Source organism: Legionella wadsworthii DSM 21896 = ATCC 33877, from assembly GCF_000701265.1.
GTDB classification, from domain to species: domain Bacteria; phylum Pseudomonadota; class Gammaproteobacteria; order Legionellales; family Legionellaceae; genus Legionella; species Legionella wadsworthii.
In genome coordinates, this window is record NZ_KL370759.1 from 57,307 (window position 1) to 72,470 (window position 15,164).

Here is a 15,164-nt window from a genome sequence, read left to right on the forward strand (position 1 = left end):
ACCCATACTCGGTGTATGTTGAATAGGAATGGATTGTTAGTTGGGGAGTTGAAATGGAATCAACGATCGAAATTATTGGCTATGTAGCCTGTTGTCTTGTTCTGGCGACTTTCTATGTCAAAAGGATTTTGACATTACGCCTTATTGCGCTCTGCTCCAATGTGGCTTTTATTCTATATGCTCTTGGGAGTACCCTTTATCCAATATTCGTTTTGCATTCGTTATTATTGCCATTAAATTTGTATCGAATTTTTGAAATTAAAAAAAGGACCATTGAAACATAACGATGGAGGGTGTCCTATTTTTGAGCTAATAAATTATTCTATGGTGCTTAAGAAATAGTTAAGGAATTGTAAATAAACGTTACATGATGTTAAAGAAAATCCTAAGCTGATATCATGGACTATTTATAATCACCAATAGATAAATTATGGCCGACTTAGGACTTTCCCTACAAAAAGATCCATTTGATAATCACCAGGAACTTATTGATAGTAATCCTTGTGGATTGTGTAGAGAGGCAGGTTCTCCTGTTTGTAATGGCCATGGCGCAGGAAAACGAAATAGCGGCGGCTCAGGAAAAGATTATTCTCTTAAAAAGAAATCTGAACCTCAGATATCGGAACAAAACAATTTAATCTTAAAAATCCAGGCACTTATTGACCGTACTTTACCGAATTTATCAGTCGATAAACTGTTACCGACCTCTGAAGCACCAGAACCTGATTTATTCGAATTGGAAGAGATGTCTGAGTTTCTGGAAATCATTCCTGATAGAGATGGATATCTTATGATTCGTCCTAAGCCCAATTTTTTGCTATATAGTGAAAAGGACATCAAAGAACTCATCGAGAGATTAAAAATGGCTTTTGAGCAGTTTAAAATCGCCTTAAAAAATGAAAGTATTGTGTTAGATGATTTCTCAGTGACATTGAATCACGATCAATTAATTGTGCGAGAGGCATTTATTAACGAGCTTGTGAGCAGAAACTTACTTCCTAGAGTTTATGCGCCTCACCTGGAATTAGAGAACAAACCCGCGCACCATCCTTTTACCCCAATACCGAAACCCTCATTCCGTAGTAAAGAAAGGAAAGAAAAAGAAGAAAAAAATGTAACAAAAAAGGAGATGAACTTCGAATCGGAGGAAAACAGTGGATTTAATCCATCCCCCAAGCCCTCTTTTTCTTTTTCTTTGACAAAGCTTTTTGGTGGGCGCCCTTAATTTTAAGTCTTAAGCATAGTTAAAGCACTTTGGTATCTGCTTGCCTCATTATTTATTCTTCTTTTCAAGTTCAATAAGCCATTGCTTACGGGCGATTCCCCCCCCATAGCCTCCCAATTGCCCATTCGAGTTAATGATTCGATGACATGGAACAATGATAGAAAGAGGGTTTGCTCCATTGGCATTGGCGACCGCCCTGCATGCTGTAGGTTTACCCAATGCTTGAGCTTGTTCTGCATAACTTCTTGTTTCACCATAAGGAATAAGTGTTAAGGCATGCCAAGCCATTTTTTGAAAAGGACTTCCTACCATGTGGATGGGCGTAAGAAATTTTTTTAAGCTTCCCGCAAAATAGGATTTGAGTTCATTTTCTATGGAATGAATAGGGGTATTTTCTCCCGGTACAATGGCTGCATTCAATTGATGCCTTAATCGTTCTATTTCCCGTTCCAAACCTCTTCTATCAACAAATTCCAAAAGGTATAAACCTTCTTCATCTGCGACTGCCAGCATAGGTCCAAGGGGGGAATCAAACCAGGATGCTTTCAAAAGAGTAAGTTGTTTTGAACTCGCTGACGGTAAGGACCCCATTATTTTTGAAAAAGCATCACGAAAACCACTGCTGGATTCATATCCTATGTTAAATTGTGTTTCAGTGACCAAAGTACCTTCTCTTATCTGTTTCATGGCTATTCCCATTCTTCTTGCCCGTGCATAGGCAACAAAAGTCATTCCAAAGCGCTTTTTAAATTGCCTGCGTGCTGTTGATGTATCCGCGCCGAATTCTGAAAAATCACGATCCCTCCATCTTTTCTCAGGTTGGGCTTCAACGGCTGCAATAAGTTTTTCAATTAAGCTGGAAGCCTGGTTTGGATGGACCAAGGGCCTACAACGCTTGCAAGGTCTATAAGAAGCAAGGAGAGCATCTTGAACTGTCTGAAAAAATTCACAATTTTCAAATTTTGGCTTTTTAGCCGGGCAGCTGGGACGACAAAATATCCCTGTAGATTTAACACCAACATAGAAAATACCTTCATATTTCGAATCTTTTATAAGTAAGGCGCGATAATATTTTTTTTTAACTGCATCTGAGAACATAAATTACCCAATTCAACTGTCATTGTATCACTAGATAATATAGCTCTTTTAAATCAAAGTGCGACCGAAATTCAGGCATTATATTTTTTGTTATGCTGAGACATTGAGTCCATTAAAACAAACCGGTTCTTTTATTTCCCCCTGGGCAGGTAAAACGACTTGTACCATGCCGCATTCGTCTGTCCTATACATCGGAATATTTAAAGATTTCATACTGGTCACAGTTTTTGCATGCGGAAAATGAAAACGATTATCAAATCCCAGTGATGCTATAGCATAATGTGGTGCAACTTCCAACAAGAATCGATAAGATGAAGATGTTTTACTCCCATGATGTGGTAAAATTAAAAAACTGGATGCGAGTTGTGTTCCATAATTTTTTATCAAATAATCCTCGGCTTTTCTCTCAATATCTCCCGGTAATAAAATACTTCCAGCCATAGTACTTACTCGCAGAATACAAGAGTTATTATTTTTATTGTTAAAATGGGTTTTAATAGGAAAAAAGCGAAATTCAATCCCATCCCAGTGCCATTTCGGATATAAATGACAATTGAGGCCATGAGGGTATTCTTTAGGTTCATTCACAATCAGTTGATCTACTTGCATTTCTTTTTCTATTGATTTAAGTCCACCCCGGTGATCTTTATCGGGGTGACTTATGATGATGGTATCAATCTTGGATATCCCTAAATATTTCAGGTAGGGAACAACAACCATTTTTCCCAAATCATTTCCTTTAAAAAATTGATCTCCAGTGTCATAGATTATTGTATGGTGGCGACTTCTTATGGCTACTGATAAGCCTTGGCCTACATCCAGAATGTCAACGATTGCCTCACCAAAATGTGGCGTAGGACGGGAAAGAAAAAAAGGAATTATCATCCATAACAGAGCAATCACCTTAAAAGGTTTCACAGGCAGTGAAATCCATATCAAGATACCACCCATTAAAAGAAGGGCAATTCCTATATCAGGAAGATAACAATTGAGATTTATTATGGCCAAACGTTCAATGAGCCATAAACCTTTAAATAAAATAGCGATGAGCCAGGATAATAATTTCATCAATAGGCTTGCAATACCCCAGGAAGAAAACACCATCGTAATCAATGCTAAGGGAACAATTAAAAAGCCTACCAAGGGAATGGCAAATAAATTTGCCAGGAAGCCATTAATAGAGCCATATGAATACCAATATAGGGTTAAAGGCATCAGTCCAATGAGACAACTCAACTGCAAGGCTAAATTTGCTTTATAACCTTGTAATTTCCAGCGTTGTTGCGTTAATAACAAACAGGCTACGGCAAAAAAAGAAAAATAAAAACCTTGCATAAACACAGCATGCGGTTCGATACACAGAACACCCATCATCGCATAACGCCAGATTTGCCATGCTGAAAAACGTCTTTTTCCTAAACGGTACAGTGTGTAAAAAAAACATCCAATGAGAGCTCTTTGAACGGGCGGAGCAAATCCAGCCAAAAAAGAATAGAATAGTGCTGCGATAAGACCGCATATACTGGCAATATAAGGTGCGGGAACATACAAACAGCAACGAGCATTTAGCGACCAAATTCGTCGAGCGAACCAAAAGATTATTCCAGAGATCAAGGCAATATGTTCTCCTGAAATTCCAAAGAGATGTGTGGTTCCAGTACGTCTAAATAAATCCCAATTTTGCTGGCTTATATGATTTGTAACATTTAAAGTTAAAGCTTCAACAATCCCGGCTGTAGCGCGATCAGGTGCCAATCGATTGATTTTATTGCTTAGATACTCGCGTATACTTAGCCAGCTCCAAATGGGATACGCCTCTAATTTTAATGGGGTTTGTTTTGAGAGAATATAACCTGTCCATTGAATATGACGTGCAGAAAGCATACCGACATAATCTGAACTTCCAGAGTTAAGATAATTTCTAGGCTTTTTTAATTTCACTGTGAACTGCCATTTTTGACCCGTATGTAATCTGATGGCATTTTGATACCAGGATAGTTGAATCAATCCTTGAGCGGGCTGATTGTCTATTTGCTCCAGAGAAAATAAAAATTGGGTTTTTGTAAAATCCCGATTGGGGATAGAGGATATGGTTCCTCTCACGACTGCTTTGGGGATTACTGAAAGCTCAGGTATTCCTTTAGGATTGATAAAAAATTGGTGCAATCCTGCGAGAAGAAGACCTAAGATAAAAAACAGAAAAAAGGAATATCTCGAATGAATGTGAAAGCAGAGTAATGTAAATACAGGTAAAGAATGATTTAACGTATATAAATAAAGTATGCCCGTAAAAAAGCAAAAAATTTCCATTTCATATTTCAGTTGGACTTTCCATTAAAGAGGCATAGTAGATAAACGTGTTTTTTTTGTAAAGTAATTTATTGTGTGTTGGACATAGGGTAAGGAGAAATGTACCTTCTTAGGGAATAGATTTCCAAGTTACTGGGATATCAGGGGTTCCAACAAACAGTTTGTGCTGTGCCACCAGAATCTACTGCGGTTTTTGTATTTGCCTGATCTACAGTCATGCTGGCACAGGTGGTATCTTCTGCTTGACCGCCAATAGGTGTTGCAGTCAATGTATAAGTTGTTGCCCCAAGATTGGTCAAAGTAATACTGTAGAAGCCCTGCGGAGAAATTTGCGGAAATGCAGGCAGCGAACCGCATGGCGCATTATAGGAAAAATTTTGAGAATAACATCGTTCCAATGTGATCTGATCCTGAGCTAAAGTGGCCAGGGCATCAGAACGACGGGACTTAAGAAGAAAACTGACATAAGAGGGATATGCAATGGTCGCCAAGATACCGATGATGAGTACTGCTATCATTAATTCAATAAGGGTGAAGCCATTTTTTTGCTGATTATTCATGAGTTATTCCTATTACAATTGTCATCCATTTTTCTAAAAAAAAGTGCTATGACTTCATGATTGAATCCATTCCTTTATCTATTGCATTTGTACTGTACTTTGTAACATCACAGTTGTATTTCCATTAGCACCTATTGCTCGGGCGGTAATGCGATAAATACGAGTCGGCGTTTTCATATTTTGACCCGGTTTGGTAATCGAGGGTAATTGCTCAATGATATAACTTGCTTGAGAGGTAGAATAGCCTTGAAAACCATTAATGACGGCTGAGGGGCTGGACCAATTAGCAGTGGACCATAAAGGCGGATCAGCTGGATTCAGTATATATAATCCATTGCTGTTTTGTATAAAGTTGGTCGGATTGTAGGTTCCCTTAATCAAATTATTTATTCCTCCATTTAAGGCGCCTTCTGTTTTTTCCAAACTGATTTCAGTATCTGTCGCATTGGCTGCGATGCGTGTCTCGGTTGTATTCATTGATACATTAGCAAGTGCCAGTGCAGTCATAATAATTAATAAAACTAAAGTTAATAGTAAAACATACCCATTCTCTTGCTTTGAGCGTGCTTTTTTCGGAGTGAACCTAGGTACTATGGATCGAATTAGATGATTGGTTTTTCCTTTGTTCATGTCGTTGAGTTCCTTAAAGCGATGTTAATTTCATACACATGACGCAAACGGTTATCATTTGGCACCGTAACTTGTGTATCTAATACCGTATACTGTGTTGTATTGTTATTACCGGAAGCAACTTGTCCTTCTATTAAAAAACCAATTCGAATGGCATAGACTTGCGACCAGTTTGTGACAGCATTGGCGGATACGTATTGAGAAATTGAACCATTGCCACCGATACCATATTGAACCTTCATCACCTCAACTCCTGGAACTAATGCCTGGATATTCCACCCAGCGCTCGTTAAAATACCCCGCATTAGGGCACTTTGTCCGCCTTGACCTTGAGCTACAAAAAAAGCGGTTTGTTGCATGGGTATAAATTGGGCTCCTGGTTGAAAAGATACAGGGAACGTTGAGGAAGAATTCGCATAAGGTCCCGAGCCTCCAGCATGAGAAATCGTTGTGCCTGAAACTCCGGTGACTAAAAAGATAGAGGATTTAACACAATCTGATATCGCTGCGAATTGTCCCGCAGTAAGATTTAAATCGGTCGTTTGTTGTACAGTAAAGGAGTCGCTCGCTGCATCAATGGTCGTGATTGAGACAGGAAAACTCCCTGGGGTTGCGCCAAGCACCACCAAAACATCGCTTGTATTTTGCACATTTCCTGCCAATGTTGTATCCAAAGGCGGGGTCCAATCCCCTGGGTTATTGTCATTATTGGGGTTAGCTTGAGTGATGACAATGGTACCATTTTGGCTATAACCGCTAAGTAATGCTGGATTGGCATTGAGTGAACCAAGAGGGTTTGATCCACCTCCATTTAAATTGGACATGCTGGTACTGAGAGAACCACATCCAAAAAATCCTGCAGATCGGATTATAGGAGTTACTAAATTTGCAATAGCGTTTTCTGTGCTTTGTATCAGAGCTTGTGAGTTGGTGGTTTTATACATTCGAGTCTGTGTCACATAAATTTCCATAACTGCATAACTGAGTAACAAGCCAATGACGGTTGCAATCATTAACTCGATTAAAGAAAAACCCTGTTGCTGTATTTTATAATGGTTCATAATTGGCTTTGAATAGTAAGTTGTACATAGTTAGGGTTAGAAGCAGGAGCAGAGCTTGCTCCAACCACGTTTTGTGCCAGGCTGTCATCCCATTGCACAGTGACAGTAATTAAGGTGTTTCCACCAGATGGAGCAGAAGTGATTGAACCGCTACCGCCAGGTAGCTTACTTACGTCTTGGGTAAGCCAATGCCATGTGTCATAAGAGGCCAATTGCGAACTGGAACAAGCAGACTGATTGCACATGATTCCAGGAGGGGATACAGGTGAGGGTGGACCGCTGCTGCTGATATTCGAGATATTGTAATTCCCATTAATCGCCGCTTGATAATTTGCTCTAATTTTGTCAAATATATCATAAATGCACTGTACGGCCTGTTGTTTCGCATAGCTGGAGTTATTCGCTTTACTTGAAGTGATAAGCAGACCTGCAATACCAAGCATTCCAATAGCCAAAATTACAAATGCAATGAGTACTTCAATTAAAGTCAATCCTTTTTGATTTGCACCGCATTTCCCTATGTCATCCATAAGTAATCTCCCTTAAGGACATGTAAGTGCACTGTTATCCCAAACAGCTTGTCCTGCTGTAGCGCTTGATTGGACAAATCCAGTTGCTAAGACCTGGATGGAACGGGCAAATGTTCCACCTCTACCGTCACAAAATTTAAATTGGCTTGGAGTAGTAGTTAATCCATGGGTATCAAATACAACATTAGCTACATTTCCAGTAAGTACAGGATCGGACGGCGTAAATTGTTGGCTTTGCAACAAAGTACTCACACCTGCTGTAGGTTGTGTGACGATTATCCAACCTGCTCGCCAGTTGGCACCGCAAGTTGTCGATTGCGCTGCCCCAAATGGGCAAATCATCACATTCATCGATTCATTAAGTGCATAATTGCGCCCATAATTCAGTGCATTCACTAACAAATCGGTGTAGGCTATCAAGCGGTTATTCATTAATATGTTGCTTAAGGCAGGAATCGCGATAACCAAAGCGACACAAAGTACCAATAAGGTCACCAGGAGTTCTATTAAGGTGAACGCGGTTATTTTAACTAACATAGCTTTCAAAATCCTGTTTTGACGAAGTCCGTAATTAATCCTACATATCTATAGTTTAGGATAAAGCTAAAATATTTACCAAAATCTCAGGAGTGACTGATGGATAGGCCATATTCACCTACGTAAATAATAATTTGTACTTTTAATAGAATGTATGGTTTTTCTAATCCCAAGCTAATTGATCCATTTCCTGGTCCTTTGTATTTTTGGGATGCCGATGGGATGGTTTATAGTGTGCATATAGATTGTGTTTGGAGCATTGTATCGGGTATTTAAAAGTTTTTAATGCTTTCTCTAAATGGACAAAGTGATATCCTTTTCTTTTGTATAAGCGGATAATATCTGGTAATACATATGCATTCAGTAAATTGGCATGAATCAATAAAATCTGGGCTTGACTGGTATTTTGGTGTAATTGACTGAGTTCTTCGGCACGAAGTGTTTGTTGCCAAATGAAATCCAGATAAAAAGGTTTCAATTCTTCAAGATAGGCACGTCTCTTCATTTCATTGACTGATAAAAGCCTTTGATTAAAAATAAAATCTTTGGAATCAATTGTGATAGGCGCAACCTGATATCTTTTTTGTGCAAGGTAACAAAGTACCTCCTCTTTCTTTTGTCCAGAACTCATTGCTAAATAAGGATACCGGAAATATTTAGGTTCCGTTAAGACAGGAAGTAAAATCTTATCAGCTTTCCTAATCTCCTTAATATACTCTTCGGCCTCCATTTTATTTAAATTAGCATGGGAGAGCGTGTGGTTACCTAATCCAAAGCCTGCTTTCCGAAATTTTTGCAAAATGTCCCAATTGTTTTTCCGTACCTCACTGGCAATGATAAACCCCGTTGCAGGCACTCGTTCCTTAACCATAGTCTCGATCATCATATTTAAATGAAAGTTTCGGTATTCACCAACAAAAGGCAAGTCATCGATAGTTATGGATATCATTTTTTTATGTGACCTGAATGGTTTACCAGAATTTCTTTGTTTTCTCTTTAAAAGCTCTGATGTGTCATTTTCTGAACTCAAAACACTCGGGCTGTTGGGAGTAGTGTCCGTGGAAAACCGATGTTCTAATGCAAAACTGAGATTATGACTGGCTAATAAGAGGATCAGTCCCCACGAAAATTTATTATTTATTAAGTTTAGGTTCATCAGAGCAAGGTACAAACAATTTTAGAAACAAGCATTGTAACAAAAAATTAGACGAAATGGCTTATTTGAAACGAGGTAGTTGATAAATAATAAAAGACAAGGTGAACAAAATGTTAATTATTTGTTCACCTATATCTGGGAAGATCTTAAAAGGCCTGGATAGAAGGATTAATGAACAACTTTGGATGACCCGCTCTTATGTTCGAGATCCTCGTCTTCTTCTTCCTCTTCATCATCTTTCTTGGCACCAAATATGGTTAAACCCAATTTAGATGAAAGGCCGCCCAAGTAACCTTTAGCGGGTTTTTCTGGACCTTTTGTTTCTTTTTTGAATTCTTCAACATTCGTTTCTAAAGCTTTCTTGCGGCAATCTAAAATCATGTCGATGAATAGGTTAAAGGTGGCTTTTAAATTGAAATCAGCGATTGGTGAGAAAATATGTTTGCTTCGAATCGCTTTCTTATTATTCTCAACTTTTGGAGTAACAGTCATAAACTGTACAAACTGTGTTGCTGATGTAACTAAAGCTTCAACATCTTGTTGGCTTACAACATCTACGGCAAGAATACCATTTAAGCCTTTTTTCTTCGTTTTACCCATTAAGATGACGGAATTTTCTTTATTATAAACCAGAGAACCTTTGTATTCATTTTCAATCTGCTGACGGACTAAATGCATAGAACCTGCAAGAATCGCTACTTTCTCTGATTCTTCAAGCGCAGCAGTTTTTAAAGTGCTTCGGGTTGTATTTAAATATTGAAGTTGAGCAATTCGATTTTTAGAGGTTAGTTTTTCAATTTTAGAAACATTCTTATCGGCAAGCTCTTCTTTTATTAATTCATCAATGTCTGCATTAAGCTTGTCCCAACCACCAAATCGTGCAGTTGCAGAGAAGGGCGCTTTTTTAGCGGGTTCGAAGCTATCAAGCTCAGCTTCACCTTCACCATCCATAGTGAAAGAAGCAACGATTGCTTTTTGAGCTTCATTTTCCAATTGATAGGAAGTTTGAATCAATTTGTCTAAATGTTCTGTTGGAACTTCTGTCAGCATGTGGTGTTTCGCAAAGCCTTTGCGAGAATCATGATCAATAAATATCTGATTTAAGAAAGCATTTAGCGCTGTATAAAATTTAGCGGTTTGATATAAATCGGGTTTGTCCTCTGCTTTAACATCTTCACCAATCCCTATCACATCTTTTAGACGAGCGCTGAGTAATCCAGATGATTCAAGTCGTCCTCGATTGTTTTCGATGTCCTGAATGACTGTGAACATGGCACCATAAAAAACATGAACAAGATTTGAGGGGACGTGAGTTTTTTTGCTTACTTGCAGTTCTAACTGTTCCAATATTGACGTGAGAAATTGAAGTTCAAATTTCCGGTGTGGATTGGTAAGGTCTTGAATTTTACCCTTATTTTCGCGTTTTAATATGATATCAACGGTATCATTAAAATGCTTTTTTAATTCACTGAGATCCTTTAGTACAAACGTCATGTTAGCCTCCAAATTTCCAATGGATAAATAATGTAAGTTCTTCTTACAAGGCCTCAGTGTAAACTAAAGTAAACCGCTCGTCATGTATTTTCATTATACAATTTAGCTCTTTTAATAAAATATATTAAAATTCAGAATCTTAACCCCATTTTTTTACGCAATATTTGGTTTAAATTTAACCAATAAACATAAAAAAATTGTAATAATTAAAATAATAGGTAATATTTCTGACATTTTTACTTTTGGACTTCATCAAGATAGTCTATTGGGTAATGTGGCATTGTGGCTTTCGCAGGAAGTAACTTGACCAATTTACAAAAGAGGAAACTTTTAACGAGGTCTTTTTTGAATAATGTAAACGAGAAGCAATCCCAGCAACAATTTTTTAATAATGCTTTATTTGCATTAATTTTTCTTTTGGTTTGTCGCGTCATTTCCATGTGTTTCATTCCATTAAATGATGTTTCCGAAGCACGTTATGCCGAGATTGCCCGAAAAATGCTGGAGACCGGAAATTGGGTTACTCCACTCCATGACTATGGTGTACCTTTTTGGGCAAAACCTCCTTTATCTACTTGGCTTTCTGCATTCTCGATGAAGCTTTTTGGAATCAACGAGTTCGCTGTCCGTTTACCGGGTCTACTCTTATCATTGGCTACTCTATGGCTTATTTGGGATTTGACTAGAAAACATAGTGGTTCCGTCATTGCGATGATGACTGCCTTAGTTCTTGCTGGAACATTGGATTTTTTCCTTAATGCAGGAACAGTAATGACTGATCCCTCATTAGTTTTTTGCGTTATTTTAGTTCTGGTTTCCTTTTGGCGAGCGGTAATTGAAAAAAGCACACCTTGGTCTTATGTTTTTTTTATTGGATTAGGATTAGGCTTATTAGCGAAAGGTCCTGTGGCTGTAGTTTTGGCAGGCATGCCCATATTCTTTTGGGTTTTATTAAGGAATCAGTGGCGGAATTTATGGGAACATTTGCCATGGATACCAGGTATTGTCCTAATGTTTGCCATTGCATTGCCTTGGTATATTTGGGCTGAAATTAGAACGCCCGGCTTTCTCGATTATTTTATTGTAGGAGAGAATTTTAACCGGTTTTTAAAACCCGGTTGGGCAGGTGATAAATATGGCTATGCGCATCAGCAACCCTGGGGAATGATATGGGTGTACGCAGCGACTGGGATTTTCCCATGGTGTTTACTCGGAGCAGCATGGTTTATCAAGTGCAGGCATCATGTCATCAAAGTTTTTAATGATCGGGATGGATGGTTGAGTTATTTTTTTCTATGTACTGTGATCCCTTTATTCTTTTTTACCTTTTCAAGAAATATAATTTACACCTATATATTTCCGAGTCTTCCAGTTTTTTCTATATTTTTTGTTGAATATTGGCACCGGGTAGGCGTTTTGCTTAAAGCAGAACAGCTGGTCATTGGATTGTCTGTAATCGTGGGTATTATCTTTCTTTGCGCCACCCTGGCATTTAATGCAATACCAGAATTAGTTTCCAAAACTGAAAAACCTGTTGCTTTGTTATGGTTAAAACAAAATCCACAGATGGGGAGCTTTTTAATTTATTGGGATTTTAAAACAGAATTTTCCGCCCAATTCTATTCAAACGGCCGGGTAAAACATGCTTTGAATAGTAATGAACTGTGCCAGTTGCTGTTCAATGGCAAAGAAAACTATTTAGCAATAAAACCCACGGACACTAACGAAGTATTACCAGGTTTGTTTTCGAAAATGGTTTTTGTCCAGCGTGTTTTTGCAGGTGATAAACCTTACTTTTTGATGCGTATTCCTGTTTCTGTCAAGGAATATTGTATCACGGAGGGATTAAGCCAGGCAGGTGGAGCTGGACTTAACAAACAATGATATGAACAATGGTTTTGTGATATCGAATTTAAATTCAACCTTGTTCAATAAAGATACCAATTTATTTAGAGTTTTGATATAATCAGCCGCAATTTTTAAGCCATAGGAGGAACTGTGTCGCAATCTGTTGCAGTAGATTCGAGATCTTTTGTCCCCCGTGGTGATTTAATGGCCTGGATTGTTTGTCTTTCTGCCGGGTTATTTTTTTTCTATGAATTTTTTCAGTTGAATATTTTTGATGTCATCAATCAACCCTTGCGTGATGATTTTCATATTAATGCAACTCAATTGAGTTGGATGTCCAGCGCTTATTTATGGGCTGATATTCTATTTCTTTTACCTGCGGGAATTATTCTTGATCGCTTCTCGACACGCACAGTCATTTTAAGCGCCATGTTTGTTTGTGTTATTGGTACTGTTGGCTTTGCTTTAACCCATTCGTTTGTAGTCGCTTCATTCTGCCATTTTCTTTCTGGAATCGGTAATGCTTTTTGCTTTCTATCCTGTGTGGTTTTGGTGTCACATTGGTTTCCCCCAAGAAGACAAGCTCTTGTCATAGGCTCTTTGGTAACCATGGCTTTTGTTGGCGGAATGATGGCTCATACTCCTTTTGCCTATCTTTACGAACTATTTGGATGGCGTAAAGCTTTACTAATTGACGGTGCGGTAGGTGCCGGATTATTGTTCTGGATTTATCAAATGGTAAGCGATAAACCTAAAGATTCACCCGTTAAGACCTCCACAAATCAGGAACAAATTTTATCAGGATTTATCAAGGCATTGACTAATTCACAAAATTGGTTGGCAGGATTTTATACATCCTTTCTTAATTTACCTATTATGGTTCTATGTGCATTATGGGGTGCGAGCTATCTTCAAGCAGTACACCACTTACCTGAAATGGCTGCCAGCAACGTAGTGAGTTTAATCTTTATGGGCAGTGTCATAGGTTGTCCGTTGGCTGGATGGCTATCTGATTCACAAGGCAGACGAAAACCCCTGATGATAGCAGGTGCCATTGCGACACTTATAACCACCATTCCCTTATTTTTGAATGTATCTTTATCACAATCCACATTAAGCATTATCTTTTTTGCTTTAGGTTTTTTTACAAGCACGCAGGTCATTTCCTACCCTTTAATTGCGGAAAGCAATCCTTCTGAAAACACAGGGGCTTCGACAGGCATTGCTTCAGTCATTATTATGGGCGGTGGCGGAGTAGGGCAAGTGCTCTATGGCTGGTTAATCGCACATCATGCAGGTGGCACAGTGCTTACTTATTCTTTGGCTGATTTTAAATATGCCATGTGGATGTTTCCTATTACCACAGTTTTGGCTTTAATCGCCGTATTATTAACCCGCGAAACAAATTGCAAGCGGTAAAGCTTAGGAGTAAAAATGCAAGTGGTGGATGAATTTCAAAGATATAATGTGATGAAATCGTCATTATTACCCTGGATGGTATGTTTTGCTGCCACTTTATTCTTTTTTTATGAGTTCATTCAGGGAAATATGTTTGCATCTATTGCTGCAAACATCATGCAAGACTATGAAATCCAAGCCGATAAAATGGCTTGGTTATCCAGCATTTACTATCTTTCCAATGTGCTGTTTCTCTTTGTGGCAGGAATAGTGCTGGATAGGTTCTCTATAAAAAACACATTATTGATTGCGATGTTTTTATGTGTGGCGAGCACTTTTCTTTTGGCTTACTCTCATTCGTTTTATATGGCATTATTTTGCCGTTTTGTGACCGGGATTGGTAGTGCATTTTGTTTCCTGGGTCCAGTCCGTCTGGCATCGCATTGGTTTCCGCCAAAACGTATGGCATTGGTCACTGGGGCTATCGTCACTATGGCCATGGCTGGAGGGATGTTGGCACAATACCCCTTAACCCAGTTAGTCCTTCTCGTGGGTTGGCGTCAAGCAGTGCAGGATGTAGGCTTACTTGGTTTAACCATGTTGATTGTTATGTTTTTCTGGATAAAAGAAAGACCGCATGCCGCAGCTAAGGAAGTTCCTGCACCCATTAATATTTTATCCGCTGCTAAAAAAGCCTATTTGAATACTCAATATTTACGTGCTGCCCTTTATGCAAGCTTGATGAACATGGCCATTGCAGTATTTGGTGCGATGATGGGTACGTTATATCTGGTTCAACGGTTAGAAATTAACGCATCTGAAGCATCACTAATTAATAGCATGTTATTTTTAGGTTCGATTATCGGCTCACCTTTAGTTGGATGGATCTCGGATAAAATGGGTTTACGTGTTTTACCTATGAAAATGGGTGTGCTTGCTTCTTTACTCGTTTTAATCGCCATACTGTATCTTCCCGTTTCTTATAGTCTGATGGCATTTTTGTTTTTCTTACTTGGTTTTTTTACTTCAGCACAAGTCATCAGTTATGCATTAGTGGCTGAAAGCAGCTCGCCTGCTATGACCGCAACCGCTGTAAGTGTTATTTCCATTTTGATACAGGGCGGATATATTGTATATCAAAATATGTTTAGTTATTTACTTACCAGCCATGGTGAAATGCATATGTCAAACGGCACTCCCGTGTATTTACTCAGTGCATATCAGTATGCTGCGGTGATATTGCCAATAGGCTTGATTATCGCTTTTCTCATGCTATTGGGTTTAAAAGAAACCCGTTGCCAAAATATTGAGGGTTAA

General features: G+C 38.6%; 14 protein-coding genes. 5 read left to right on the forward strand and 9 right to left on the reverse strand.

The window, feature by feature from the left end:
- Window positions 1-53: 53 nt before the first annotated feature.
- Together BU07_RS0106300 and BU07_RS16975 are read left to right on the forward strand one after the other, a co-directional pair.
- Complete coding sequence (locus tag BU07_RS0106300; RefSeq protein WP_031564345.1) at window positions 54-284, forward strand: hypothetical protein; 231 nt, start codon at window positions 54-56, stop codon at window positions 282-284.
- Between the two features lie 146 nt (window positions 285-430).
- Window positions 431-1,225, forward strand: coding sequence for a hypothetical protein (locus BU07_RS16975; RefSeq protein WP_051635493.1), 795 nt, complete (start codon window positions 431-433; stop codon window positions 1,223-1,225).
- A 48-nt stretch (window positions 1,226-1,273) separates the two neighbouring features.
- On the opposite strand, the gene BU07_RS0106310 is transcribed toward BU07_RS16975, so the two are convergent.
- The 9 genes from BU07_RS0106310 to BU07_RS0106350 form a co-directional block, all read right to left on the reverse strand.
- Window positions 1,274-2,323 carry a bifunctional transcriptional activator/DNA repair enzyme AdaA gene (locus BU07_RS0106310; protein WP_031564350.1) on the reverse strand — a complete coding sequence of 350 codons (1,050 nt, stop codon included), beginning with the start codon at window positions 2,321-2,323 and terminating at the stop codon, window positions 1,274-1,276.
- Between the two features lie 90 nt (window positions 2,324-2,413).
- The gene (locus tag BU07_RS0106315) at window positions 2,414-4,633 is read right to left on the reverse strand and encodes a DNA internalization-related competence protein ComEC/Rec2 (protein ID WP_031564352.1); all 2,220 of its coding nucleotides are present in this window, start codon (window positions 4,631-4,633) and stop codon (window positions 2,414-2,416) included.
- Between the two features lie 140 nt (window positions 4,634-4,773).
- Complete coding sequence (locus BU07_RS0106320) at window positions 4,774-5,193, reverse strand: type IV pilin protein (RefSeq protein ID WP_031564355.1); 420 nt, start codon at window positions 5,191-5,193, stop codon at window positions 4,774-4,776.
- Window positions 5,194-5,271: 78 nt separating this feature from the next.
- Window positions 5,272-5,823 carry a pilus assembly PilX family protein gene (locus BU07_RS0106325; RefSeq protein WP_084157809.1) on the reverse strand — a complete coding sequence of 184 codons (552 nt, stop codon included), beginning with the start codon at window positions 5,821-5,823 and terminating at the stop codon, window positions 5,272-5,274.
- On the reverse strand, window positions 5,820-6,884 hold the full coding sequence (locus BU07_RS0106330; protein WP_031564358.1) for a PilW family protein: 1,065 nt from the start codon (window positions 6,882-6,884) through the stop codon (window positions 5,820-5,822). The genes BU07_RS0106325 and BU07_RS0106330 overlap by 4 nt, the downstream gene beginning before the upstream one ends.
- Window positions 6,881-7,414 (reverse strand): type IV pilus modification protein PilV, encoded by a 534-nt coding sequence (gene pilV / locus BU07_RS0106335; RefSeq protein ID WP_031564360.1) that lies wholly within the window; start codon window positions 7,412-7,414, stop codon window positions 6,881-6,883. Before pilV ends, BU07_RS0106330 begins: the two co-directional genes overlap by 4 nt.
- 12 nt (window positions 7,415-7,426) lie before the next feature.
- The gene (locus BU07_RS0106340; protein WP_031564361.1) at window positions 7,427-7,951 is read right to left on the reverse strand and encodes a GspH/FimT family protein; all 525 of its coding nucleotides are present in this window, start codon (window positions 7,949-7,951) and stop codon (window positions 7,427-7,429) included.
- A gap of 163 nt (window positions 7,952-8,114) precedes the next feature.
- Window positions 8,115-9,107: a polysaccharide deacetylase family protein gene (locus tag BU07_RS0106345; RefSeq protein WP_031564363.1), complete on the reverse strand. Its 993-nt coding sequence runs from the start codon at window positions 9,105-9,107 to the stop codon at window positions 8,115-8,117.
- A 168-nt stretch (window positions 9,108-9,275) separates the two neighbouring features.
- Window positions 9,276-10,601 (reverse strand): hypothetical protein, encoded by a 1,326-nt coding sequence (locus tag BU07_RS0106350; protein ID WP_031564366.1) that lies wholly within the window; start codon window positions 10,599-10,601, stop codon window positions 9,276-9,278.
- Between the two features lie 345 nt (window positions 10,602-10,946).
- Here BU07_RS0106350 and BU07_RS0106355 point away from each other — a divergent pair, with 345 nt between their 5' ends.
- The 3 genes from BU07_RS0106355 (at window position 10,947) to BU07_RS0106365 (ending at window position 15,164) form a co-directional block, all read left to right on the forward strand.
- Window positions 10,947-12,485 (forward strand): ArnT family glycosyltransferase, encoded by a 1,539-nt coding sequence (locus tag BU07_RS0106355; protein WP_051635550.1) that lies wholly within the window; start codon window positions 10,947-10,949, stop codon window positions 12,483-12,485.
- A gap of 114 nt (window positions 12,486-12,599) precedes the next feature.
- Window positions 12,600-13,868: an MFS transporter gene (locus tag BU07_RS0106360; RefSeq protein WP_031564369.1), complete on the forward strand. Its 1,269-nt coding sequence runs from the start codon at window positions 12,600-12,602 to the stop codon at window positions 13,866-13,868.
- Window positions 13,869-13,883: 15 nt separating this feature from the next.
- On the forward strand, window positions 13,884-15,164 hold the full coding sequence (locus BU07_RS0106365; RefSeq protein WP_031564372.1) for an MFS transporter: 1,281 nt from the start codon (window positions 13,884-13,886) through the stop codon (window positions 15,162-15,164).